This is a genomic window from Alteromonas sp. RW2A1 (assembly GCF_001886475.1).
Taxonomy (GTDB): Bacteria; Pseudomonadota; Gammaproteobacteria; order Enterobacterales; family Alteromonadaceae; genus Alteromonas; species Alteromonas hispanica.
On the sequence record NZ_CP018031.1, the window covers coordinates 3,429,858 to 3,452,323 of the forward strand.

The 22,466-nt window shown below is 43.6% G+C and carries 15 protein-coding genes; 7 read left to right on the forward strand and 8 right to left on the reverse strand.

The genetic code is table 11. The annotated features are described in order from the left end of the window. Positions 1–16: 16 nt before the first annotated feature. Positions 17–1,516 (forward strand): CoA-acylating methylmalonate-semialdehyde dehydrogenase, encoded by a 1,500-nt coding sequence (locus tag BM528_RS15190; RefSeq protein ID WP_071980560.1) that lies wholly within the window; start codon positions 17–19, stop codon positions 1,514–1,516. 21 nt (positions 1,517–1,537) lie between these two features. Beyond that, positions 1,538–2,413, forward strand: a complete 876-nt coding sequence (gene mmsB / locus BM528_RS15195) for a 3-hydroxyisobutyrate dehydrogenase (RefSeq protein ID WP_071980561.1) — start codon at positions 1,538–1,540, stop codon at positions 2,411–2,413. Between the two features lie 291 nt (positions 2,414–2,704). Here the strand turns inward: mmsB and dld are convergent, their stop codons facing one another. Continuing rightward, positions 2,705–4,438, reverse strand: coding sequence for a D-lactate dehydrogenase (gene dld / locus BM528_RS15205; RefSeq protein ID WP_071980563.1), 1,734 nt, complete (start codon positions 4,436–4,438; stop codon positions 2,705–2,707). A 351-nt stretch (positions 4,439–4,789) separates the two neighbouring features. Here dld and BM528_RS15210 point away from each other — a divergent pair, with 351 nt between their 5' ends. Continuing rightward, positions 4,790–5,509 carry a thioredoxin family protein gene (locus BM528_RS15210; RefSeq protein WP_083595309.1) on the forward strand — a complete coding sequence of 240 codons (720 nt, stop codon included), beginning with the start codon at positions 4,790–4,792 and terminating at the stop codon, positions 5,507–5,509. A 9-nt stretch (positions 5,510–5,518) separates the two neighbouring features. On the opposite strand, the gene BM528_RS15215 is transcribed toward BM528_RS15210, so the two are convergent. Beyond that, positions 5,519–6,877: a DEAD/DEAH box helicase gene (locus tag BM528_RS15215; protein WP_071980564.1), complete on the reverse strand. Its 1,359-nt coding sequence runs from the start codon at positions 6,875–6,877 to the stop codon at positions 5,519–5,521. A gap of 498 nt (positions 6,878–7,375) precedes the next feature. On the opposite strand from BM528_RS15215, the gene BM528_RS15220 reads away from it, so the two are divergent. Further along, positions 7,376–9,532 carry a putative bifunctional diguanylate cyclase/phosphodiesterase gene (locus BM528_RS15220; protein WP_083595310.1) on the forward strand — a complete coding sequence of 719 codons (2,157 nt, stop codon included), beginning with the start codon at positions 7,376–7,378 and terminating at the stop codon, positions 9,530–9,532. Positions 9,533–9,557: 25 nt separating this feature from the next. Here BM528_RS15220 and BM528_RS15225 read toward each other — a convergent pair whose 3' ends face one another. Continuing rightward, positions 9,558–10,001, reverse strand: a complete 444-nt coding sequence (locus tag BM528_RS15225; RefSeq protein ID WP_071980565.1) for a hypothetical protein — start codon at positions 9,999–10,001, stop codon at positions 9,558–9,560. 13 nt (positions 10,002–10,014) lie between these two features. Beyond that, positions 10,015–11,208 (reverse strand): hypothetical protein, encoded by a 1,194-nt coding sequence (locus tag BM528_RS15230; protein ID WP_198033566.1) that lies wholly within the window; start codon positions 11,206–11,208, stop codon positions 10,015–10,017. Between the two features lie 283 nt (positions 11,209–11,491). Here BM528_RS15230 and BM528_RS15235 point away from each other — a divergent pair, with 283 nt between their 5' ends. After that, positions 11,492–12,811, forward strand: a complete 1,320-nt coding sequence (locus tag BM528_RS15235; protein WP_071980567.1) for a mechanosensitive ion channel family protein — start codon at positions 11,492–11,494, stop codon at positions 12,809–12,811. Positions 12,812–12,818: 7 nt separating this feature from the next. Here the strand turns inward: BM528_RS15235 and BM528_RS15240 are convergent, their stop codons facing one another. From BM528_RS15240 to BM528_RS15250, 3 genes are all read right to left on the reverse strand, one after another. Continuing rightward, positions 12,819–13,304: a hypothetical protein gene (locus BM528_RS15240; RefSeq protein WP_071980568.1), complete on the reverse strand. Its 486-nt coding sequence runs from the start codon at positions 13,302–13,304 to the stop codon at positions 12,819–12,821. Positions 13,305–13,540: 236 nt separating this feature from the next. Continuing rightward, on the reverse strand, positions 13,541–15,841 hold the full coding sequence (gene katG / locus BM528_RS15245) for a catalase/peroxidase HPI (protein WP_071980569.1): 2,301 nt from the start codon (positions 15,839–15,841) through the stop codon (positions 13,541–13,543). 451 nt (positions 15,842–16,292) lie between these two features. Next, a complete protein-coding gene (locus BM528_RS15250) occupies positions 16,293–18,035 on the reverse strand; it encodes a PAS domain S-box protein (RefSeq protein ID WP_071980570.1) in 1,743 nt (580 codons plus the stop codon). 256 nt (positions 18,036–18,291) lie between these two features. On the opposite strand from BM528_RS15250, the gene BM528_RS15255 reads away from it, so the two are divergent. Further along, complete coding sequence (locus BM528_RS15255) at positions 18,292–20,496, forward strand: VTT domain-containing protein (RefSeq protein ID WP_071980571.1); 2,205 nt, start codon at positions 18,292–18,294, stop codon at positions 20,494–20,496. Continuing rightward, complete coding sequence (locus BM528_RS15260) at positions 20,484–21,197, forward strand: endonuclease/exonuclease/phosphatase family protein (protein WP_071980572.1); 714 nt, start codon at positions 20,484–20,486, stop codon at positions 21,195–21,197. The genes BM528_RS15255 and BM528_RS15260 overlap by 13 nt, the downstream gene beginning before the upstream one ends. A gap of 7 nt (positions 21,198–21,204) precedes the next feature. Here the strand turns inward: BM528_RS15260 and BM528_RS15265 are convergent, their stop codons facing one another. After that, positions 21,205–22,191 (reverse strand): LysR family transcriptional regulator, encoded by a 987-nt coding sequence (locus BM528_RS15265; protein ID WP_071980573.1) that lies wholly within the window; start codon positions 22,189–22,191, stop codon positions 21,205–21,207. Positions 22,192–22,466 lie beyond the last annotated feature (275 nt).

Consider the following 22,466-nt stretch of genomic DNA (forward strand, 5'->3'; position numbering starts at 1 on the left):
AACTAGGAGTAGTAACGTGAGACAAATTAATCATTACATTGCAGGTAAACTATATAGCGACGAGACAGAAAGCACTGCGTCGGTGTATGCGCCAAACACAGGCGACGTTCAAGCCGAAGTATTCTTAGCTAATTCAAATACTTTGCAAAAAGCGGTAGATTCAGCGTTAGCAGCGCAAGCCGATTGGGCAGCCACGAATCCACAGCGACGAGCACGAGTTATGTTCAAGTTTAAAGAGTTACTTGAAGCAAACCGTGACAGACTTGCACAACTGCTATCCAGTGAACACGGAAAAGTATTAAGCGACGCCCAAGGCGACATCCAGCGCGGTCTTGAAGTCATTGAGTTTGCGTGCGGTATTCCTCATGCCCAAAAAGGTGAATACACCGAAGGGGCTGGCCCTGGTATTGACGTGTACTCTATGCGTCAGGCATTAGGTGTGGTAGCAGGCATTACCCCTTTTAACTTTCCAGCTATGATCCCCATGTGGATGTTTGGTGTGGCCATCGCCTGTGGAAACGCTTTTATTCTTAAACCGTCTGAGAGAGATCCTTCGGTTCCAGTGGAGCTAGCAAAACTTATGACAGAGGCCGGTCTTCCTGACGGCGTGCTTAATGTTGTGCACGGCAATAAAGAAGCGGTAGACGGTATTTTAGACCATAAAGACATCAAGGCAGTGAGCTTTGTAGGTTCTAGTGATATTGCTAACTACGTTTACGAACGTGGCGCACGAGCAGGCAAACGGGTTCAAGCAATGGGCGGTGCTAAAAACCACGGCATTATAATGCCCGATGCAGACCTTGACCAAGTTGTTGCTGACTTAGTTGGTGCCGCTTACGGTTCTGCAGGTGAACGCTGCATGGCTTTACCCGTAGTGGTTCCCGTTGGCGATGAAACCGCTGAAAAACTTAAAGCTAAGTTAATTCCTGCCATTAAAGACATTATGGTAAGTCACTCTGAAGATCCTAACGCCCACTATGGGCCGGTAGTAACCGGCGAACACAAGGCTCGTATTGAGGGCTATATAGACCTTGCCATAGAAGAAGGCGCAGAGCTTGTTTATGACGGTCGTAACGCTCAAATACCTGCCGATAGCAAAGGATTCTTTATCGGACCTACTTTGTTCGACCATGTAACGAAAGAAATGCGCTCGTATCAGGAAGAAATCTTTGGCCCAGTGTTGCAAATTGTAAGAGCTAAAGATTTTATTGAAGCCGTGAATTTAGCTAGCGACCATCAATACGGAAATGGTGTGGCTATGTATACCCGTAACGGACATGCAGCAAGGGAATTTGCCCAGCGAGTCAACGTTGGCATGGTAGGTATTAATGTGCCTATTCCTGTACCCGTTGCTTATCATACGTTTGGCGGCTGGAAACGCTCTTCATTTGGCGATACTAATCAGCACGGCATGGAAGGTGTGAAATTCTGGACCAAAGTGAAGACGGTTACTCAACGCTGGCCTGACAGTTCAGACACAAACGATAATGCATTCGTAATTCCCACTATGGGCTAAGGCAACACAAGGAGTTTTAATATGACAAAAGTTGCAATTATTGGCCTTGGAAATATGGGCTCGGGCATGGCGGACAACCTTGTTAAAGGCAAGTTTGATGTGACTGCGTTCGATCTAAGCGAGACGGCGCTTGAAAAGGCAAAAGCGTACGGATGCAACGTAGCGTCTTCAGCTGAAGAAGCGGTGAAAGACGCTGATATAGTGGTCACCATGCTTCCTGCAGGTAAGCATGTTCGCGATATTTACGCCAATCAGATACTGACTAACGTAAATAAAGACACACTATTGATTGACTGCTCTACCATTGATGTAGACAGTGCGAAATCTGTGTCGGAAATGGCCCAAGAGCACGGTCTGAAAATGCTTGATGCGCCGGTATCAGGTGGCACAGCCGCGGCAGCAGCAGGTACATTAACCTTCATGGTTGGTGGTGATGCCGATGCATTTGAAAAAGCGCAGGGCGTTTTAGGTGCTATGGGCAAGAAAATTGTTCACGCCGGGGGTCATGGTGCAGGACAGGCAGCAAAAATTTGCAATAACATGCTGCTTGGCGCCTCTATGATTGCCACCTGCGAGAGCTTGCAGCTGGCACAAAAGTTAGGTTTAGATCCTCAAGTATTTTTTGATATTGCATCAAATGCCTCTGGCCAAACATGGTCGCTCACCACTTATTGCCCAATTAAGGGGGTGGGCCCGCAAAGTCCCGCTGATAAAGACTTTGCAGGCGGTTTTGCCTCTGCGCTTATGCTTAAAGATCTTACATTGGCTATGCAGGGTGCAGACGGTGTAAAGGCTCAGGTACCTATGGGTGAACTGGCGGCGAAATGGTTTGAGCAGCATTGTGACGAAGGAAACGGCGCTCTAGACTTTTCATCTATCATCAATAAGTTAGCATAAATAATTGTAGGTAAAGTGATGTAAATGGGTTTGCATTAACAATAAATGCCCTGCTTTACCACCTACATCGAGTAGGGTGAGGCTTGCGCCTCATCCCTCTCACAGAACCGTACGTACGGGCCTCGTATACGGCTCCTGCATACTTCATATCACTTGCTAAGTGCGCCCTTGCCATTCGGATTATCTTCCCCTCAGTCAGGGTGATTCAGGTTTCTTTCAACCTGACGGGTTTGCCAGCTTCGCTGGGCAAACAAAAAAGCCGATATTGAATTTTCAATATCGGCTTTTATTTTAGTCGTGACCAGAGCAGCACCCACCTGCCTGTTCGGCCCAATTTTTAAACTTGGTGGTTTTTCCAATACCTGGGTTAAAACTGTTTGTCGGGTCTAGCTCACGATAAAAGTTGCGCAACGTTTCTTTTGCTGCGTATTCATGACCTACATTGTGCTCTGCAGGATACTCAGCCTTACGTGCATCAAACGTAGCCAATATCTGGTTTTTAAGTGCTTTGGCATCTGCACCTTTCTTAACAATATAATTTTGGTGCATAACATGACAAAACAGATGCCCGTAATACAATTTCGTATCAATCTGGTCGTCTATTTCTTTAGGCAGCACTTCAAACCAATCGGGGTCGTTACGACGAAGCGCCACGTCAATGGTCATCATTGCGCCTACTTCTTTACTGTGCATTATGTGATAACGGCCAATAGCACCACCAGCTACGAAGCGGTGGAGTATGGCCTTATCAGCCTCTTCTTCCGTACACTCGAAATAACCGCCTTCATTTGTCTTAAAGAATTCGTTGAGGTATTCACGGGCCTCATCAACACCTTCATTGCTCATTTCTAAAATCCAGTGGTGTTGGTATTTATCTCTGAATTCATCCATGCGCTTTGGCAAGTGATTAGGGAATACGTAGCTAACGGCCTGCATAACACGGTCGGACATTTTATTGGGAAGAAAGCCTAGTTTATCTGCAAACGCATCGAATTTACGCTTAAAGGCAAACAGCTTTGGAATAAATTTCGCACCGAGTTTGTTGATGACAATAAACATGTCTTTGCCGTACTTCTTCGATACGTCGTAACAATCGCGATGCAGATACTCACCAGAGTCGGGCAAATGTTTGAAGGTAGAAAGAATATCTCTGCGCACCGAGGTAAAAACGTTTGAATCGTTAGACCCTACGTAGAAAACCTGCTTTTTAGCTGGAATCGGAAAAGTGTCTAAACGCACAGCGAATACGGCTAATTTACCAGCGCAACCAGATGCTTCGTGCAACCTGCGGCCATCGTTATTAAAACGCGATGGTGTGTCTGAGTCTACATCTCTGACGCGTGCATCGTATTCGTTATCCGACGCTCGTGCATTGGGTTGCTCAACATCATCATCGGTCCAACGTTTTTTCTCGAGGTTTTCCAGAATTTCTTCCGGCGTATCACCGAGCTTTATGCCCAAATTATTGACCAACGTAAGCTCGCCGTTTTCATTGATTTGTGCAAATAATGCCAGCTCTGTGTATGCAGGGCCTCTTTTTACCAGCGCGCCACCAGAGTTGTTACAAATGCCGCCCACAATAGAAGCGCCAATGCACGATGACCCTATTACCGAGTGTGGCTCACGCCCGTAAGGAGCTAATTGTTCTTCTAGACCGAACAAAGTACTTCCTGCCAGACCTACAATTTGTTTGCCTTGGTTAACAACCTGAATATCATCAATGCGCATGGTACTAATGATAACTAACGGTCGGTCATACTCTTTACCGTCAGGTGTAGAGCCGCCAGTTAAGCCTGTATTAGCCGCCTGCATTATCACAGCTACATCGGCATCAACACATAGCTTTAGCACTCGCCAAATTTCAACAAGGGAACCAGGTCTTGCAACGGCTAGCGCCTCACCGGCACCAAACCGGATACCTTTGCAATAAGGCTGCTTCTTGGCTTGATCAGTTAATAAATAGGCTTGTCCTACTACATTTTGCATAGATGCAATTAGGGACTGAGTGTCTGGATGGGCGGCCATGAGTCTCTCTATCAAAATCGAAATATTCGCTGGTGAGGAACTATACACGAATCACAAACAGAACAAAGAGGGAACCCTGTGGTTCTTAATACAATTTATTTATATTTAATGAGCATCAAATAGTGCGAGGATTCTAGCGAGTTTAAACTCAAATGCCCCTTACCGAAAAATAGTGCTACATTAGCAACGGACAATATTAAATTAATAGCACGTTTTTGAACTAAGATGGTAAGCATGTATAAAAGCACCTATCAACGCATTAGCCCTACAACCATTTTGTTAAAAGCAATATGGTTAGTAATAGCATCGCTCTCATTACTTATTGCATTATCGAGTATTGCAATTTAGAGTGTGGCCAGCGAACTCGATACCACACCGTCTTTCGTGCACAGCGATACGCCACTTGAAGATGTTATTACGGCTCAAGAGCAAGCCACAGCCAATGACAAACTTTTATTAGTCGTTTTAGGTGCTCAATGGTGTCATGACAGTACAGGCCTTGCGGGTCATTTCAACTCTGAGGCATTGCGTCCTATTTTACAGAAGCACTACACCACTATCATGGTTGATGTCGGCCTGTTAGAAGACAGACGTGATATTACTCAGCGCTTCAATTACCCTACATATTATGCAACACCCACCGTGATGATTATTGAGCCTAGTAGTGGCATATTGTTAAACAGGAAAACGATGGCTAGATGGGCATATGCCGATAGCATTCCACTGCTCGATTACGTTGAGTATTTTACCCAATACGCAGAATTAACAGATACAGAAATAGCTGCTCTGCAAACCTATAGCCCCACTCCACAAGAAGCGTCTTACAATGAAAAGTATGCGGCACGCTTGCAGCAAGCCTATAAAACTCTTTCGCCATTACTCAAAGACGATATTAATGGAAAAACCGACGATAATTTTTATGCCATGTGGAAAGAGGTAAGGAGGTTTCGAGCGACGTTACAAGAAGAACTTATGGAGCGTGCTGCACAGCAGCTTGATAACGCAGAAAATAGTGCCTCAGGATCGAAAAAGGCCACACTCACTGAGTATGACCCCTTCTCTTGGCAATAAATAGCTTATTTATGCATTTTGCTGTTTTGGGCGTCTGGCCACTGAGTTAGCGCTGCCGCCGCTGCCATTAGTACTTTTAGGAGCACTGCGTCTCTTATTTTTAAACTGCGCCCCTGTTTTATTTGCACCGCGCCCGCCTTCTGCTCCCTGTGGCCTTTTTGCATTATCAAATGACTTAGGCGCTTTTGGTTTTTTCGGCTTTTTCGGTTTAGATAATGTCGTTACTGGCACCGGTACTTGAGGAGCAAAACCGTCTAAAGTTTCCCTTGGCAATAACTTCTGAATAAGGGTTTCAATGTCTTTTAGACTTTGCAATTCATCGGCGCTGACGAAAGACCATGCTTGACCACTGGCTCCTGCACGCCCGGTTCTCCCTATTCTATGTACATAATCTGCCGGCGTATTTGGCAAGTCTAGGTTAACAACAATAGGCAAATCACTAATATCTATACCACGAGCCGCTATATCGGTAGCAACCAGTACATCTATTTGGCCAGATTTAAAATCGGATAGAGCCTTGGTTCGCGCACCTTGGCTTTTATTGCCGTGGATAGCAGCAGCCGGCACTTTCGCTTTTGACAACTTATCGGCAACGCGGTTAGCACCATGCTTGGTTCGGCTAAATACTAAAACTTGTTTCCAATTCTGCTGTTTTATTAACGAAATCAGTGCAGATGTTTTTTTAGATTTATCCAGAGCAATTAAGTGTTGCTTTACCGCATCTACCGTTGTGTTCGCCGGTGTCGTTGATATCTGCACAGGATCGCGGGTAATTGTTTGCGCTAACGCAGTGATCTCGGGCGAAAACGTAGCAGAAAACAGCAAGCTTTGACGTTGGCTAGGTAATAACTTCAAAACCTTCTTTATATCGTGAATAAAGCCCATGTCTAGCATTCTGTCGGCTTCGTCGAGCACAAGATACTCAAGCTGAGAAAACTTAACCGCGTTTTGCTGGTACAAATCTAGTAGGCGACCTGGGGTAGCGATGAGGACGTCTACGCCTTTTCGCAATTTCATCATTTGCGGGTTAATACCTACGCCACCAAAAACCACTGCAGTGGTTAGCGGAACATAAGCACTTAATTCGCGTATGCTCTCTTCAACTTGGGCCGCGAGTTCTCGCGTTGGCGTTAAAATTAACGCTCTAACATTATTGCCAGATGCTTTTTTACCATCTAACAACTTGTGTAATATGGGTAACCCAAAACCTGCGGTTTTTCCGGTTCCGGTTTGCGCTGCGGCAAGTACATCTCTTCCCTCCATCACTACGGGAATGGCTTTTTCTTGGATGGGTGACGGTTTGCTAAACCCTTGTTTCTCAATTGCTTTCAACAACGGCTCGGCAAGCCCTAGCTGGGAAAATGACATTAATTAAATAACTCCTGAATAATGATTGCTTTGACTGAAAAGCAGTGAATACCTGTGAGTAAAGCGAGAATGCCGTTCTGTTAACCGATGGGTTGCTTTGCTAACCAATGGGTTTAAAAATATAAAGGGGATGACCAAGGCGCCGAGGCGACTTAAAAAGCTCTTTTGATTTATAGTACAAGATGGAATTAACGCACGCTGCTGTCCTGTCAAAGCGCGCGCGGAGTCTAGCATTTATAGCACATGATAACCAGCACACTTTTTAAGCGTAGCTCTCGTCTTTTTGTCTATGCTGCATATTAAACAATGCCTGGAAGTAAGGAGCCGCGTAAAAAATAGGCCAAAGGTATAATGGGTATAACGCATAGAAAAAACTATATTCTCACAGATATTTGTACTGAGTATCTATCGTCAGTTCCCTGTTCACATGAAAAAACACTATACCAAGCTATACTAATATCTTGGTAGTTCTCAGAAAGAATCACGAAGAGTACGTTTTTGAAAAGCCTTCGCTCGGAAATATCATTTAATACCATTGCTTCTATCGCCGTAGTGAGTGCACTAATTATTGGTTTCTCGATAGTTGTGTACGAAAAGCTGTATGTAGAGTTTGTGTCAGCAGAGGTAGATGCAATTGCTGAGAATTTGTCTATCGATCTGCTAGGCTCCATGAACAAACCTGCTGGAAGTTTCGAGCAAACACAGACTCTATTGCGACTCGACGAGTACGAATATGTTCAATCGGCGGAAATTTTCAATACAGAAAATGAATTACTCGCCAGTTACTCAAGCCAAGCCGCATTAACACAAGGGCCATATTTCTCATCAAGCCCTTCCCCGCAAGAAGATAACGCTGCGATAGATAGAACACTCATACTCGATGAACAATACGCTGAAAAAAAAGCCGTATATTCTCTGCCCATTGGACTGCATAAGTTGAATTCAAAAGTGGTCGTTGTGAAAAATATAGGCGAACTGGATTTTCTGTTAGGAAAACTGATTTTAGTTTTTAACTTAGACGCAGCGCTTAAAGAGAGTCGCCAGCGTTATATTGCTGCCGTAACTCCCTTTGTTGTGTTGCTTATTATTATTTCACTTTTTATTACTTTGCGAATTCAGCGTCGCTCACTTGCCCCACTCGAGCAACTTATTTCCACTATGGATAGTGTGGTTGATGAAAAGAATTATGGCGTTGTTGTTAAAGAGTTCGACAAAAAAGAAACGGCGGCCTTGTCTCATGCTTTTAATAATATGATGTCGAACATCCAAGCCCAAGCCCGTTCCAATCAACAGAAAACAGAACTTCTACAGCAGCAACAATCGCAAATGGAATTACTTGCTAACTATGACTCGCTAACGGGGCTGCCCAATCGACAATTATTGATGAAAACATTGGCATCGAGTATTAAGCGCGCTAAAAACGAGAAAACTGATGTGGGCTTAATGTTCCTCGATGTAGATGGCTTTAAATCAATTAACGACTCATTCGGTCATGATGCAGGCGACAAGTTTCTAGTCTACATTAGCGAAACTATGAAAAACCTGATTCCGCCGAACGCTGTTCTAGGAAGGTTAGGAGGAGATGAATTTCTCATTATCATTAATGAAAACGTTGAGAGTGACTATTTAGGCTCTCTTGCTAACAAGTTAATTGAAGCTGTATCAAAGTCTCACGAAGTGAACGGTTTACGTCTTAACGCAAGTGTGAGTATTGGTATAGCGTCAGCAAGTGAAAGTAACTTTGATAAGTCGCTTCTTATTACTAATGCAGATTCCGCAATGTACAAAGCGAAAGATGCGGGTAAAGCCTGCTGGGTAATGTTTACGCCTGAAATGTTCATTGAATCTCAACGCAAAGTCTTCATTTCCTCAAAACTCTCCGACGGACTAGCAAACGACAACTTCTATTTGGTGTACCAGGCAAAAATTGGGGCGAATGGAAATATCGCGGGTTTGGAAGCACTGCTTCGATGGCATGACGAAGATTTAGGTAATATATCGCCCTATGAATTCATTCCCATTGCAGAAAAATCAGACAAAATATCGTTACTGACAAAGTGGGTAATAAATAGCGTCTGCAATGACTTACCCTTTATACTTAAGGAGTTTGGAAGCGACACTATTGTATCGTTAAATTTGAGTCCCAGAGACTTAAACCATATTGGGGTGACTGATATGATTCTTAACGGTCTCAAGTCTGGCGATATACCTGCAAAAAATATCGAGTTTGAAATAACCGAAACGGCCTATATGGAAAACTTCGATATTGCTAATAGCTTTTTTGAAGCGCTCAAGCACTTTGGATGTAAACTTGCGCTGGACGATTTTGGTACAGGTTACTCTTCACTGAGTTATTTAACAGAGTTTAACATCGACACCTTGAAGATTGACCGTCAGTTTGTCAGCCAAATTGGCAAATCCCATCGCTCAGAACAAATCACGGTTACGATTATCGAAATGGCAAAAGCGCTAAATTTCACAGTATGTGAAGAGGGTGTAGAAACCGAAGAGCAAGCCCTATTTTTATTGGGGCACGGGTGTCATATGCTGCAGGGCTATCTATATAGTAAGCCCTGCAAAGTAAGTGAGCTATGGACAAGTATCACGCTTGGTCATACTAAACAGCACTCATTCGACGAGCGACTAATGAGTTAATTTTCTGAATTAGCCCATCGAGTGACTAGGGGGCGTGGATAATTTGAACTTCCGTGGGCAACTTCGTCCCCTCGGGTACATAGCCCACCGCACCTTTTGATGATGAAATAAGCTCTATCATTTGCGATACATTTTCAACTTCCAGAGGAGGTTTTAAACGTCCACTAAATTTCATCTGTGCCCAATAAGATTGTATACGCGACTCTGGTAGCCCTACAACACTGGCATTAAATATAGAGCGTGCCATATGGCCTGGTGGCATTCCCACAGGAAAAAGTGCCACTTCAACTTCATCTACGCGGGTAATGCCGCTCATAAATAAGTCTCGAACTTGCGATCGAGAGAGCGACACCGGCTCTCCACCGATATTAGCAATAACCACAACCCTCTGAGCGGCGTAACTGTTCGCGCTTTCTAGTAGAGTAATAATCAATACTAAGATGATAGGAATGTGAAACAGCCTACTCATTAAAATACCCACTCTAATGCAAACTGGTATAATGTTGAGCTTCTGTCGAAATCCTCGTTGCCCTCAATAATGTCAAAAAAGGAGGATGCCCCCGTCGACCATCTAACAGTGACACCTCGGCTTTGAACGCCATATTGGTTCTAAAATCCCAGCGCGCCCCAAGTGTAAGCGAGTCTAAATCACCCTCCGGAAAAAATGAGTTGAGCGCATTTACAGTGAAATGCAACTGGTCGAGCTCGTCGGATACGCCCAGTGGAACTGGATTATCTTGACTAATAGACGCCTGTCGAGAGGAAGTGAATGTTGCATGAAGTAGCACATTATCGAAATAGTATCCTCCGGTGAGATAAGCACTGTCTAGTGTTGAGAGTATGTCAATATCCGACGTAATCTTCATCCATTCCGCACCAATAAACCAGTCTAAGCTATCGAAACTGGCGCCGATGAGAACTGAATGCGCACCATCATTTATTTTAAAGCGGTCGGCGGTATCAGAAAAACCTGCGCTATTTAACCCTTGTAACAGCGGGGTAATGCTGTCTACCTCAGCTTCTATTTTTTGACTTGCAATACTGGCCAGTCGCAGCTGAAAACTACCGTAGTTAACTTCGACAATGCCGCCATAAAGCTCATCTATATCAACCTTTGCACTCACTCCCTGCATGTTCATATCGTCTTGGTAGCTGCCGTAGTAGGCCTCAAAATCGACAGAAAAATCGTTGAAACGCGTGCGGTATCGGGCGTTAATACCCTCGTAATGAGAAAATAAAATACTGCTATATAGCTGCTGCGGTGGGCTTATCCATGGATAAGCAAAACCCACATCGATAACATCGGAATACTTAAGAAAAGGCGTGCGAAGCCTACCGGCATTAAATTGCAGCGACTCGTTTGGCATGTAGGTTAAATACAGCCACTCAATACCTGAATCGCGATTTTCGCTGCTATGTGCTAAAAGTTGCGCCGAAGCAGAAAAATAGTCATTTATTTTATAATCAGCCTGGATGGCGGCAAGGGACATTTCAGAGAAGCTTAAGGCGTTTTCGTAACCTTGGTAACGGGCCTTATCGGTATCAAGGTAACCACCAACTAGTCTTGCAAAGCCAGAAACAGCGAGTCCGTTATCATCATGCTGTTCGGCATCTACACATGATATGCTGAGAAGATACAGTGCGATTAAAAGCACACTTCTTTTTATTGAGTTCATAACCCAAACACCATTTTTTAACACCGTCATCTATATCGCTTTATTACAGCGCGCTTCAACTTGTTTGTTACCATAGTTTAGGACGAAATTTTAATTATGCTATGGTTCTTTAGGTTATAAGTATTTTGATGCCGATAAATGCATTCGTTGTGACGGATTGCTTCTAAGTAAAATCAGCGTGCAAAAACAGCGATACCAAAAATAAAGCTTTACCCAATCATTGATAAGGTATAAAACGCGGTTTCTGTATACATTGTCGTATACATTTGGAGAAAATAGTAAAATGAATTATGAGCATTTTTATCAAGCGGTAGAGAGTAAACTGTCAGTTATTGAATCAGCGGTACTTTCCACTAGTTTTTATCTTCAGTTGTTCATCATTGCTGTTATATATCTATGTGCATTTTTATTTTCTCGCCAAATTGAGAAAAACCTGAGATTCACAAAGTCTCAGCCCCAAAACGGCGCGCATACTCTACATGGTTTTCTTTACAATTTAGGAAAGGCGCTCTTTCCCATTGTGACCATTAGCCTCTTAAAATTTTCCACAGTTTTAGGCGAAAAGTTCCAGTTTGACGCCTGGTTATTAGATATTGCGGTAGTAGTCGCAGTACTTCTTTTCGTGAATTCGATCATTAGCGGTTTTGTCGAAAATAAATCTACGGCCCGCTTAATGCGTGTTATCGGCCTTCCTATTTTATTTTTACATCTCATTGGGCTTTTACCCATTATAAATGAAGCGTTAGCCTCTATCGCAATCTCTGTAGGAAACGTGCAAATTTCAGCGTATGGCGTTGCCCGTGTAGTCATATTTGGGGGGCTGCTGTTTTGGCTCGGCCGCAGTTCTAACGCAATCGGTCAGGATATTATTCGAAATCATAAGTCGCTAGATATCTCAACGAAAGAGGTATTTGCCAAACTGTTTGAGGTGGCGCTTTTCTGTGTTGCGTTTATTTTATTGTTAAACGTAATGGGCATAAACCTTACCGCCTTAGCCGTTTTTGGTGGCGCCCTTGGTGTAGGTCTTGGCCTCGGCTTGCAGTCCATCGCTTCGAATTTTATATCTGGCATCATAATTCTGTTAGACCGCTCCTTAACGGTAGGCGACTATGTTGAACTAGAAGACGGTAGAAAAGGCATAGTGCGAGAATTTAAAATGCGCTATGCGGTTTTAGAGACCTTTGATGGCAAAGATATTCTAGTACCCAATGAGAAGTTCATTAGCTCGTTACTGATCAACTGGACCCACAAAGATTCTAAGCAGAGATATCGCATCGATTTTTCTGTTGCCTATAAAACTGATATTCGAGCTATGGTTGAAATTATTAAAACTACTGTTGCCGAGCACCCACAGGTAATTGGTGGAGAAGGTATTCCGTTTGAGGAACAACCAGACTGCGAAATCGACAGCTTTGGAGACTCAGGCGTTAACATGTTTATCGAATTTTGGATGGAAGGCGTAGATGATGGTAAAAACCGAGTGGGCGGTGATTTACTGCTAACCGTGTTTGAAACATTACGTGAACACAATATTGAGATCCCCTTCCCTCAACGTGAAGTTCGGGTTATCAATGAAGGCGATATCAGTATAAAAACGTCCTAGTAACTTGTTAGAAGCGGGCGCGCAATGTATCCCACTGCCATTTTTCAGCAGTCAGCCCTAGCATAGTACAAAAGGTTTTGTAGTCTTGCTCCCCCATAGCTGAAGCAACGGTTTTTAGCTGTGCTTTGGCCTTTATCGCTTTAACTTGCAGAAGCTCTAATCTCACATCGGCGCTATCATCAAAATTATCGTTGATAATTGATTCGGCTTTCAGCGTTGCATCCCAAGCAGTTATGACATAGTTAATTAGCTTGATATACACCACAAGCATAGACTTGCGCCCTATTGCTCCATCAAGTACCGAGCCTTTTAGCAGTTGTTTTACTGAAGCCTCAGTGTCTGACTGCACGCTATGGCTTAACTCAGTTAGCCGTAAGAGAAAGTCACTGAGCAATTTGAAGTGAAGAGAGCCGTTGAGTTGTGAGCTCTCGAGTTGGTTAATATCATCGCTCAATATCTCAAGATTTATCAGCGTACGCTGGGGACTTGTCATACTTTCTGCTGCCTATGTGCTTACGGCGTGTATGGTTAAAATATACGTGCTTTAATATCGTATCTTACTCTGCCCAAACATATCTGCCTAAACACATATCTGCTTAAAAATGATAACTTTGGCTAAATAGTCGACAATCGTAACTACCGAGTGCCTACCTGTAAAGCAAACGAATTCAAATAGCACAAACAAAAAACGGGGCAAAAGCCCCGTTGTAGTTCTTGCATTATCGACTATTACTTTTCAATTTTAGCCGTAACGTCGTGACGTAAGTCAAAACGGTCTAGCGTCATTACTTTTGTCCATGCATCTACAAAGTCGTTTACAAAACGCTCTTTTGCATTGTCATAAGCATACACTTCAGCAACGGCGCGCAGTTCGCTGTTTGAACCAAACACGAGATCAACAGGCGTACCGGTGTAAAGTACTTCACCCGATTTACGATCTAAACCTTCGTATACCGATGGGTTGTCTGTTTTTCTCCACTTCGTTTTCATGTCTAGCAGGTTTACGAAGAAGTCGTTGTCTAACGCGCCTTCATTGTCAGTAAACACGCCGTGCTTGCTGTCACCTACGTTCGCTCCAAGCGTACGCATACCGCCCACAAGTACTGTCATTTCAGGTACAGTTAAGTTTAGCTGATCTGCTTTATCTACTAGCATTTCAGTAGGCGAACGATAGCTTTTCTCAGCATTGTAATAGTTTCTGAATGCATCAGCCGCAGGCTCAAGCAACGAGAATGAGTTAACGTCAGTCTGAGCTTGTGTAGCATCGGTACGACCCACAACAACAGGCACAGTTACCTTAACACCCGCATTAGCAGCGGCTTTTTCAATGGCTGCTGCACCACCAATTACAATCAAGTCTGCTAAAGATACTTTCTTTTTAGTAAACATCTGAGAATTAAAGTCATCTTGAATGGCTTTAAGCTTCTCAACAACCGTTTTGACTGTTTCTGGCTCGTTCGCTTCCCAACTCATTTGAGGTTCAAGCACAATGCGTGCACCGTTAGCGCCACCGCGTAAATCTGATGCTCTGAAGCTAGCAGCAGAAGCCCACGCTGTTTTTACAAGCTCTTGCACCGATAGGCCGGTGTCTAAGATCTCTGCTTTCAGCTCTTTCACATCATCTTGTGAAATTGCTTTGTAGTCGGCTTTTGGTACAGGATCTTGCCAGATGAAGTTTTCTTCTGGAATATCGTTCCCCAAGTAACGCTCTTTTGGACCCATATCGCGGTGAGTCAGCTTAAACCATGCTTTAGCGAAAGCTGTTTGGTATTCCTTAGGGTCTGCCAAAAAGCGTTCTACAATTTTGCGATACTCAGGATCGTATTTTAACGCTAGGTCAGCCGTAGTCATTACTGGAGCATGCATTTTGCCTTCAACGTGTGCATCAGGTACTGACTGGTGAGCAGATTCATCTTTTGGAATCCACTGAACTGCACCTGCTGGGCTACGGGTTTGTTTCCACTCAAATCCCATTAAGTTTGAAAGGTACAAGCTTGTCCATTTCGTTGGCGCTTGTGTCCATGCTCCCTCAAGGCCACTTGTTACTGTGTCTTCTGAATGGCCTTTACCGCAGTTATTTTTCCAACCAAGACCTTGTTCTTCTAAACCAGCACCGCCCGGCTCTGCTTCTAGACAATCTGCAGGTTTATGTGCGCCGTGCATCTTACCGAATGTGTGACCACCAGCAATTAACGCAACGGTTTCTTCATCGTTCATGGCCATGCGAGCAAATGCAGTGCGAATATTTTTCGCTGAGCCCAGCGGGTCTGGAACCCCTTTAGGGCCCTCTGGATTTACATAAATAAGACCCATGTGCGTGGCACCTAATGGACGCTTAAGCTCGCCGTCACTTTCTTCACGGTCACTTGCAAGCATTTCAACTTCTGGCCCCCAATACACCATATCAGGTTCCCAATCGTCTGTACGACCGCCAGCAAAGCCATAAGTGTCAAAGCCCATATTTTCCATACCCACTGTACCAGCAAGTATCATAAGGTCGCCCCAAGATAGACTCTCACCGTACTTTTGCTTTATTGGCCACAGCAGACGGCGTGCTTTATCTAGGTTGCCGTTGTCTGGCCAACTGTTTAGTGGGTTGAAACGCATTTGACCACCGTCGCCACCGCCACGACCATCTAGGGTGCGATACGTGCCGGCACTATGCCATGACAAACGAATAAAGAACGGGCCATAATTTCCATAGTCCGCTGGCCACCAGTCTTGCGACGTTGTAAGCAGTTCATTAACGTCTGCCTTCACCTGGTCTAAATCTAACTTAGAAAAGGCTTCTGCATAGTTAAAGTCTTCACCGAGGGGATTAGAGCGATTGTCGTGATCGCGAAGCTGAGAAAGATCGAGTTGGTCAGGCCACCAGAATTGGTTAGTTTTGGCTTGAAACGGTTTGGTCATCCCAGTGCCCTTGGCACCAGCAGGCTTGCTAATTTCATCGTTAGCGACTGCGCCTGTAGCACCCAGCGAAAGCGCTACAAGTGCAGAAAGCGTGGTTCTTTTAAACCTTGTCATGATCATATCTTCATCCCATTGTTGTTTATAGAGTAAACCAAGAAAACCCAGTGTTTTCCAAAAGCTATTACGGTTAACAATATATTTACTTTTAACACCGATAAAGATAGATAGAAGTGGCCCTTTTTGATAGTCGATTAATTGAATTCATTCGATAGCATTTTTCAATCAATCATTTTTTATAATAATTTCAATATCTTAAAAATTAAAAGAAAGTTTCATTAGATAATCGAGAAATCATTAAAGGCCATATGTGTGGAGTAAAAGTGGGCAAAAGAGGCGCTATTTCCTCACAAAGACACTTTCAGAGAAACGCCCTTGACCTGTGGCTTGTAGTATAAACCAGCGCCAAAAGGTACTAGGTCGGCGCCAAAACGGCGCCATTAAATGTACGAGTTTCAAGAATCGCTATTCCAACAATAGCTATTCCAACAATCAATTGGTTTCGACACCAGCTTTAACCGTCAATACCTTTTATGAGTTGGGCAAGCTCTTCTATTTTGGTCACAGTTGTTTTTACGAGGTTATCAATTTCATTTGATGACGATTGAGAGTTTCCTGCCAAAGTTCTCACTTCGTCGGCTACGACCGCAAACCCGCGTCCCATCTCTCCGGCCCTTGCGGCCTCAATGGCGGCATTAAGTGCCAACAGATTGGTTTGCTCAGAAATTGAGTTTATAGTACCCACAATGGTGCTAATAGTTTGACTGGTTGTAAGCAACTCTTGCATTGCCCCTTGTGTGTCATTTACTGCTTGTTTGCGCGTAGATACGTTAATGGCAAAGAACACGTATCGCGTAATCTGACCGTTAAAGTTTTTAAGCGCGCTAATTCGTGAATCAAAAGCGAGGTACTTATCGTTATTTCTAAATTCTAGAATTTTAGAAACAAAGCCAGTCTTTTCGAGCTGAGTCCTGTCTTCTGAAGTTAACCGTGACATCAACTCTTTCGCAAATTCTTTAGAGTCGTAAATGCCTTTCAGTGTTTCTTTCAACAATTTATTTGCTTCGACTAACCTTCCGTCCGGCTCCATTTCTAATAGTACCAGTGCACTGCCAATGGCCTGGAGCTTGTTAGTAAAATCAAGCGACATTTGTTTTACGCGGGTAATGTCGGCCTGTACGGCAATAAAGTTAGTCAGTTGCCCTTCATTGAAAACTGGGTTTATGGATAGCGACGTCCAATAGGGTGAACCATCTTTACGGTAATTCAAAATTTCATCGTAAAAGGCGTCTCTGTTTTTAAGCTTTTGACGAATAACATCCACAGTTCTGGGGGCAGTTTCCTCACCTTGCAAAAATGAGCCAGGTTTTTTGCCCCTAACCTCTTCTAAACTCCACCCTGTTAAGCGATAAAAACCGTTATTTACATATTCAATAAGTCCGTCAGAGTCTGAAATAATAACAGCGTTGTCCGTCTCATTCGCCACTAGCGACAGCATTCGCTGTAATTCACGCTGTTCTACTTCCTCGGTTACATCTCTCACAAAAGCGGTGTAAAGAGTGCGGTCTGCAAGTCGTACTTTTGACAAAGACAAGCGTCCCCAAAGCAGCTCACCGTCTTTTCGCTCGACTCTGACCTCTCTGCTGGTGCCGACAATCTTGTCCTGTCCTGTTTCCCTATTCGCATTAACGTAATTATCGTGGTTAGCCTGGATAGCCTTTGGTACCAGCATTTTCACGTTTTTACCGATAACTTCTTCTCGTCTGTAACCCCAGAATTTTTCTGCCGAGGCGTTAAACAGCGTTACTTCATTATTTTCATTAATACAAACTACAGCATCTAACGCTTGTTCAAGAGTCTGCTCAACAATTTCTCTCGCTTCTCGCTCTTCTGTAACATCACGAACAAAAGCGGTGTAATGTTTTTTTCCACCCACGTCTACCTGCGATAAAGCGAGTTGTACCCAAATACGCTGTCCTGACTTGGTTTCCAGTTCCACTTCCCTTGAGCTGCCAACAATTTTATTCACACCTGTATTTCGGTGAGTATTTACATAGCTATCGTGATTAGACTGATGCTCTCTTGGCACCAACATTTTTATATTTTTTCCGATAACTTCTGAAGGAGAATAACCCCACAGTTGCTCCGCTGCATCGTTATAAAACGTTACATTATTATTTTCATCAATGGTAACTACAGCAAGTATCGATTGAGACAATGCCTGCTTTGCAGCGTTTTCTCGGGAAAAGAAACCCATTTGTTTTACTCCAATACATAACCCTTCCAATATATAGGTGAAAAAAATGCTTTTTACCAATTAGACGGGAAAGAAGGAGGTAATTCGTGAAATTATTACAATTAAGTTACCTTCCCATTATCGTCACTCTTTTATGGGAAAGCCTAATTACCAATGAAAAACAATAATTTAGCTTTCTATTTTGGCATCAATTCATACGGAATGATTTGTGCAAATCTCTTACGATAACGGAGAAAAATAGCATTAGGACAATATCATGACTTCGCAGAATAATATTTTTGAGCCAGGCGAAAACTGTTGGGTAGAGAGCAACGCTACATTCGCAGCTCCCCTTATCGACTGCGCCAATTATTATAAAGCGCTGCACAGTTCGATAGTAAAAGCAAAGCACAGCATATTTATTGTTGGCTGGGACATAGACAGCCGAATTCGTCTTATCCGTGGTGAAGATGAAGCGCAAAGTTCAGCACCAAGCGTTATAAGCGACTTACTAAAATGGAAAGCTGAACAAACCCCTGATATTCAAATTTATCTGCTGCGGTGGGACTCATCCCTTGCATTTTTTGCACAAAGAGAACTTTGGGCTAAAGAAGCATGGGATGAAAAAACCCCCGATAATGTAAAAACCGAACTTGATGACACCATTCCTATGGGTGGGAGTCAGCATCAAAAAATTGTGGTCATTGATGACGAGCTGGTTTTTTCAGGAGGCATGGACGTATCTACTAACCGTTGGGACACCAGAGATCATCCTGTGGTATCTGAGGAGCGTGATGGGCCAGACGGTGATTATGGGCCCCTGCACGACGTACAAATGGTATCAAGCGGCCCGGTAGTAGCTGATTTTTCGAAACTCGTACGCTGGAGATGGCAGCGAGTTGCAAACGAAACGCCCATAGCGATTCGAGATAATGCGAATATAAACATTGATGCGCCAATTCCTGCTGCATGGCCAGAAAGCTACCCTCCTATTTTTAAAAACGTGGAGTGTGCGCTGGCAAGAACGATCCCTTTTATGGACGAGGTAGAACCTGCACAAGAAGTGCGCCACATGCTGCTAGACCTTATCGGCCAAGCTGAGTCATTTATTTACATTGAGAATCAATTTACTACTCGTCAAGAAATAGCAGAAGAATTAAATAGACAGCTTAAGCTTAAGCCCAATTTGAATGTGTGTATTGTTAGTTCATACGAGCCGAAAGGAAAGTTTGAGTGCGAAGCGTTTTGGGCCAGTCGCATTCAATTTAAAACCATATTAGAGAGTGGTATTTCACCAGAAAGAGTGAAGATGACCTACTCATCTATTGAAGATATGCAGGGAAAACGCGCGTACAAACGTATTCACTCAAAGGTAATGACCATTGACGATAAGTACCTTGTTATTGGTTCATCTAATCTGAGTAATCGTTCAATGACGCTGGACACCGAGATTGATACGGTTCTGTATGGCAATACACCAGAAAACAAACAAAGTGTTGTTAACGTTAGAAATGACTTACTTGCAGAACATACGGGTAGAGCGCTGGAAGATATGCCCGCTATTTTTGAACAACCAAACCCTGTTGAGGCATTTATGCAGGGGCAAATTGCCCATGGCTATATTCTTACCGAGGTAAGAGACGAAATATTTACTGAGCAATCAACCGCAAACCTATTTCGCTCGTTGTCAGACCCTGAAGAGCCCTTGATTTCCATTCCAACTCCTGACGGAACGGTTTTGCCCGCCAGAAACCCCAGGCGTAGAAGCATTATGATTGCCATTGGGGTAACCATTGTTGCAGTGATGTGTGGCTTAATGTACTGGGCAAGTCAATCTATACCTTGGTTGAGCTCAGACAGTATCAATGCGTTTCTGGAAGAAAGTAGAGGAACCTACTTTGCGCTGCCTACGGTATTAATGGTCTATGTGGTTGGTGGAATTTTGTTTTTCCCAGTCACCGTTCTTTCGCTAGCTGTGGCCGCGATATTTGGCCCAATTTGGGGGCCAATTTACGGAATGATGGGCGCTTTATTAAGCTCAGCAATATTATTTGGCATTGGTAAACTTTCTGGTAACGCTGGCTTGAAAAAGCTGGGAGGCCCCAAAGTAGCTGCCGTTGACGAAAAGCTTAAACGCAGCGGTATTGTTGGCGTAGCGGCTATTCGAATGCTGCCCATTGCACCATTTAGTTTAGTCAACTTGGTCGCCGGCATCTCATCTATCGGCATTATTCAGTTTTTGGTTGGCACATTCCTCGGTATGTTTCCGCCCATGATTGCCAAAGGCTTAGTGGGTGACTCTATCGCGCAAATTTGGCAAAACCCTTCTGTCGAAACCATCAGCTATCTGGTTGCAGGCATTGCACTTTGGGGCTTGATGATTTGGGGCTCTCAGAAATTTGCCCGCTACTATCAACAGCGAAAGCAAGCTGCGAGCAATGAGAAACAACAGGATAATGAGAGCGAAGAATGTGTCGCATAGTTTCATATAATATCCACAGTGGCGTAGGGCGCGATAAACAGCATGATTACAAAAGAATCGGGCAATTCTTATCGCAAATGGGTGCAGATATTGTGTTGTTGCAAGAGATGGACACCCGCCCTAGCCACCGTGATACAAATCAAGATATCGATGATATTTGTGCCAACAATACCTTTCGTTTAACGGCTTCCCCCGCACTTACTGAACAAGATGGTTGGTATGGTAACGCGGTATTAAGTCGCTACGACATCCTATCTAGTGAAACTCTAGATGTAAGTCAGCAAGGTAGGCAACCGAGAAATGTTCAATTAGTACAATATCAGACAGAGGGTGGCCCATTAACGGTAGTAAATACCCACAAAGGGCTTAAAACTAAAGAAAGAAGGTCTCAGTTTACTCTATTGCACCAACACCTGAGAAAACGCTTGGCAGAAACTCCTACACCTCTTGTACTTGGCGGTGACTTTAACGAGTGGCAGTTTTTCTCCAGAACATTTCGGTCTTTAAATCGACTTCTTCATCAACAGAAAATGGGAGCCACTTTTCCAAGCCAGTTCCCAATTTTTTCACTCGATAGAATGTGGGTGTCGAAGGATATTAATGTAAAAAAATACACTAAAGTAAAAAATCGCAAAACAGCGGTTTTATCCGATCATTTACCTATTCTTATCGACATTGAATTGCCCAAAAATATCGAGTAATAAATGATCAAAGGGTAGCTAAATTTGTTCCAGCTGTAGTGGTAGCAAACTCTAAATTACCGCACCAGTGACGCAACGCATGTTGTTCATATACCACCCTTTTTATCGATGACAGAGTGTTGACGATGTCTTTTTGTTGCGAATTATTTTTATGTGTAAACGCATAGACCGTTCGATACATATCTGGCTCGACAATTTTTACCGAGCCAACCAAACCGGGTTCTTTAAGATGAAATATGGCTGACGTGGGAAGGATCATCACCCCTTCACCATTGATGACTTGTCGCAGTCCTGTCATCAACTGCCCAGAATAAGCATGGTCGTGATTCAACTTAATCCCGGTCTGCTGCTCGAAGCTGGCGATCAACTGCCCAAGCGCATCTTTTGTACCGGGCGATATCAATGGTAGACCTTTTAATTCCTCAAAACGCACGGTATTTCGATTGGTGAGAAACGCCAGTTCTTCTTTTTGTAATGATGCAGGAAATACAAGGTGCATTTCCTCTTGAATAAGAGGTATTGCAGTAGTGTGTTTGTCATCAATCGCTTCCCGATAAGAAAGCGCTATATCGACCTGCTTAGATTCAAGCCAGTCATTAATGGCATAAGAAGGCCCCGTACTAATCTCTACTTTTTTGTAAGCATTAGCCTTTTCTACCTCTGTAATTAGAGGCAAAGACACAACGTTACCAATGGACGGAATAACACCTATCTTGATTGTTTTTTCATGCAAGTGATTCAGCTCAACAACCGCATTTTTAGCTGCTTCCATTTGCTCTAATAAGGCAACTGCATGATTGAAAAAAATCTCTCCGGCTGGGCTTAGTGAAACGCCGGCATAGCTTCTATTGAAAAGAGTAGCCTTAACTTCTCGCTCTAAATTCGCTAACTGTTGACTCACGGCCGGCTGCGCAATATTCAGCGCCCTTGCCGCTGCAGCGATACTGCCTTTTTTAACCGTAGTAACAAAGTACGTTAATTGCTTTGAGTGCAAAGTTCGGCCTCTGAGGGATCTCTCATTTATCAATATTCCGCAATGCAGTCAGCAAGCGATACGCAATTGAGATAGCAAGCGATATGCCATAGCGAATGGAAAACACTAATAAAAGCGAGGGAGAGCCCTAAAGAACTAAATATTTCTCTTCTATTTGTACATGACTAAATAACGCTCGGTAAAAAATGCTGCGCTAAAGCTTTCAAAGCGCTAACTCAGTGTTTATCTGTGCTTCAGAGCTGGCTCAACATTTTTATTATACCCCTAAATATTGT

Bases quoted from the DNA above. Each gene is read 5' to 3' on its own strand.
- mmsB (WP_071980561.1), top strand. From the start codon at position 1,538: ATGACAAAAGTTGCAATTATTGGCCTTGGAAATATGGGCTCGGGCATG.
- dld (WP_071980563.1), bottom strand. From the start codon at position 4,438: ATGGCCGCCCATCCAGACACTCAGTCCCTAATTGCATCTATGCAAAAT.
- BM528_RS15215 (WP_071980564.1), bottom strand. From the start codon at position 6,877: ATGTCATTTTCCCAGCTAGGGCTTGCCGAGCCGTTGTTGAAAGCAATT.
- BM528_RS15225 (WP_071980565.1), bottom strand. From the start codon at position 10,001: ATGAGTAGGCTGTTTCACATTCCTATCATCTTAGTATTGATTATTACT.
- BM528_RS15230 (WP_198033566.1), bottom strand. From the start codon at position 11,208: ATGAACTCAATAAAAAGAAGTGTGCTTTTAATCGCACTGTATCTTCTC.
- BM528_RS15235 (WP_071980567.1), top strand. From the start codon at position 11,492: ATGAATTATGAGCATTTTTATCAAGCGGTAGAGAGTAAACTGTCAGTT.
- BM528_RS15240 (WP_071980568.1), bottom strand. From the start codon at position 13,304: ATGACAAGTCCCCAGCGTACGCTGATAAATCTTGAGATATTGAGCGAT.
- katG (WP_071980569.1), bottom strand. From the start codon at position 15,841: ATGATCATGACAAGGTTTAAAAGAACCACGCTTTCTGCACTTGTAGCG.
- BM528_RS15250 (WP_071980570.1), bottom strand. From the start codon at position 18,035: ATGGGTTTCTTTTCCCGAGAAAACGCTGCAAAGCAGGCATTGTCTCAA.
- BM528_RS15255 (WP_071980571.1), top strand. From the start codon at position 18,292: ATGACTTCGCAGAATAATATTTTTGAGCCAGGCGAAAACTGTTGGGTA.
- BM528_RS15260 (WP_071980572.1), top strand. From the start codon at position 20,484: ATGTGTCGCATAGTTTCATATAATATCCACAGTGGCGTAGGGCGCGAT.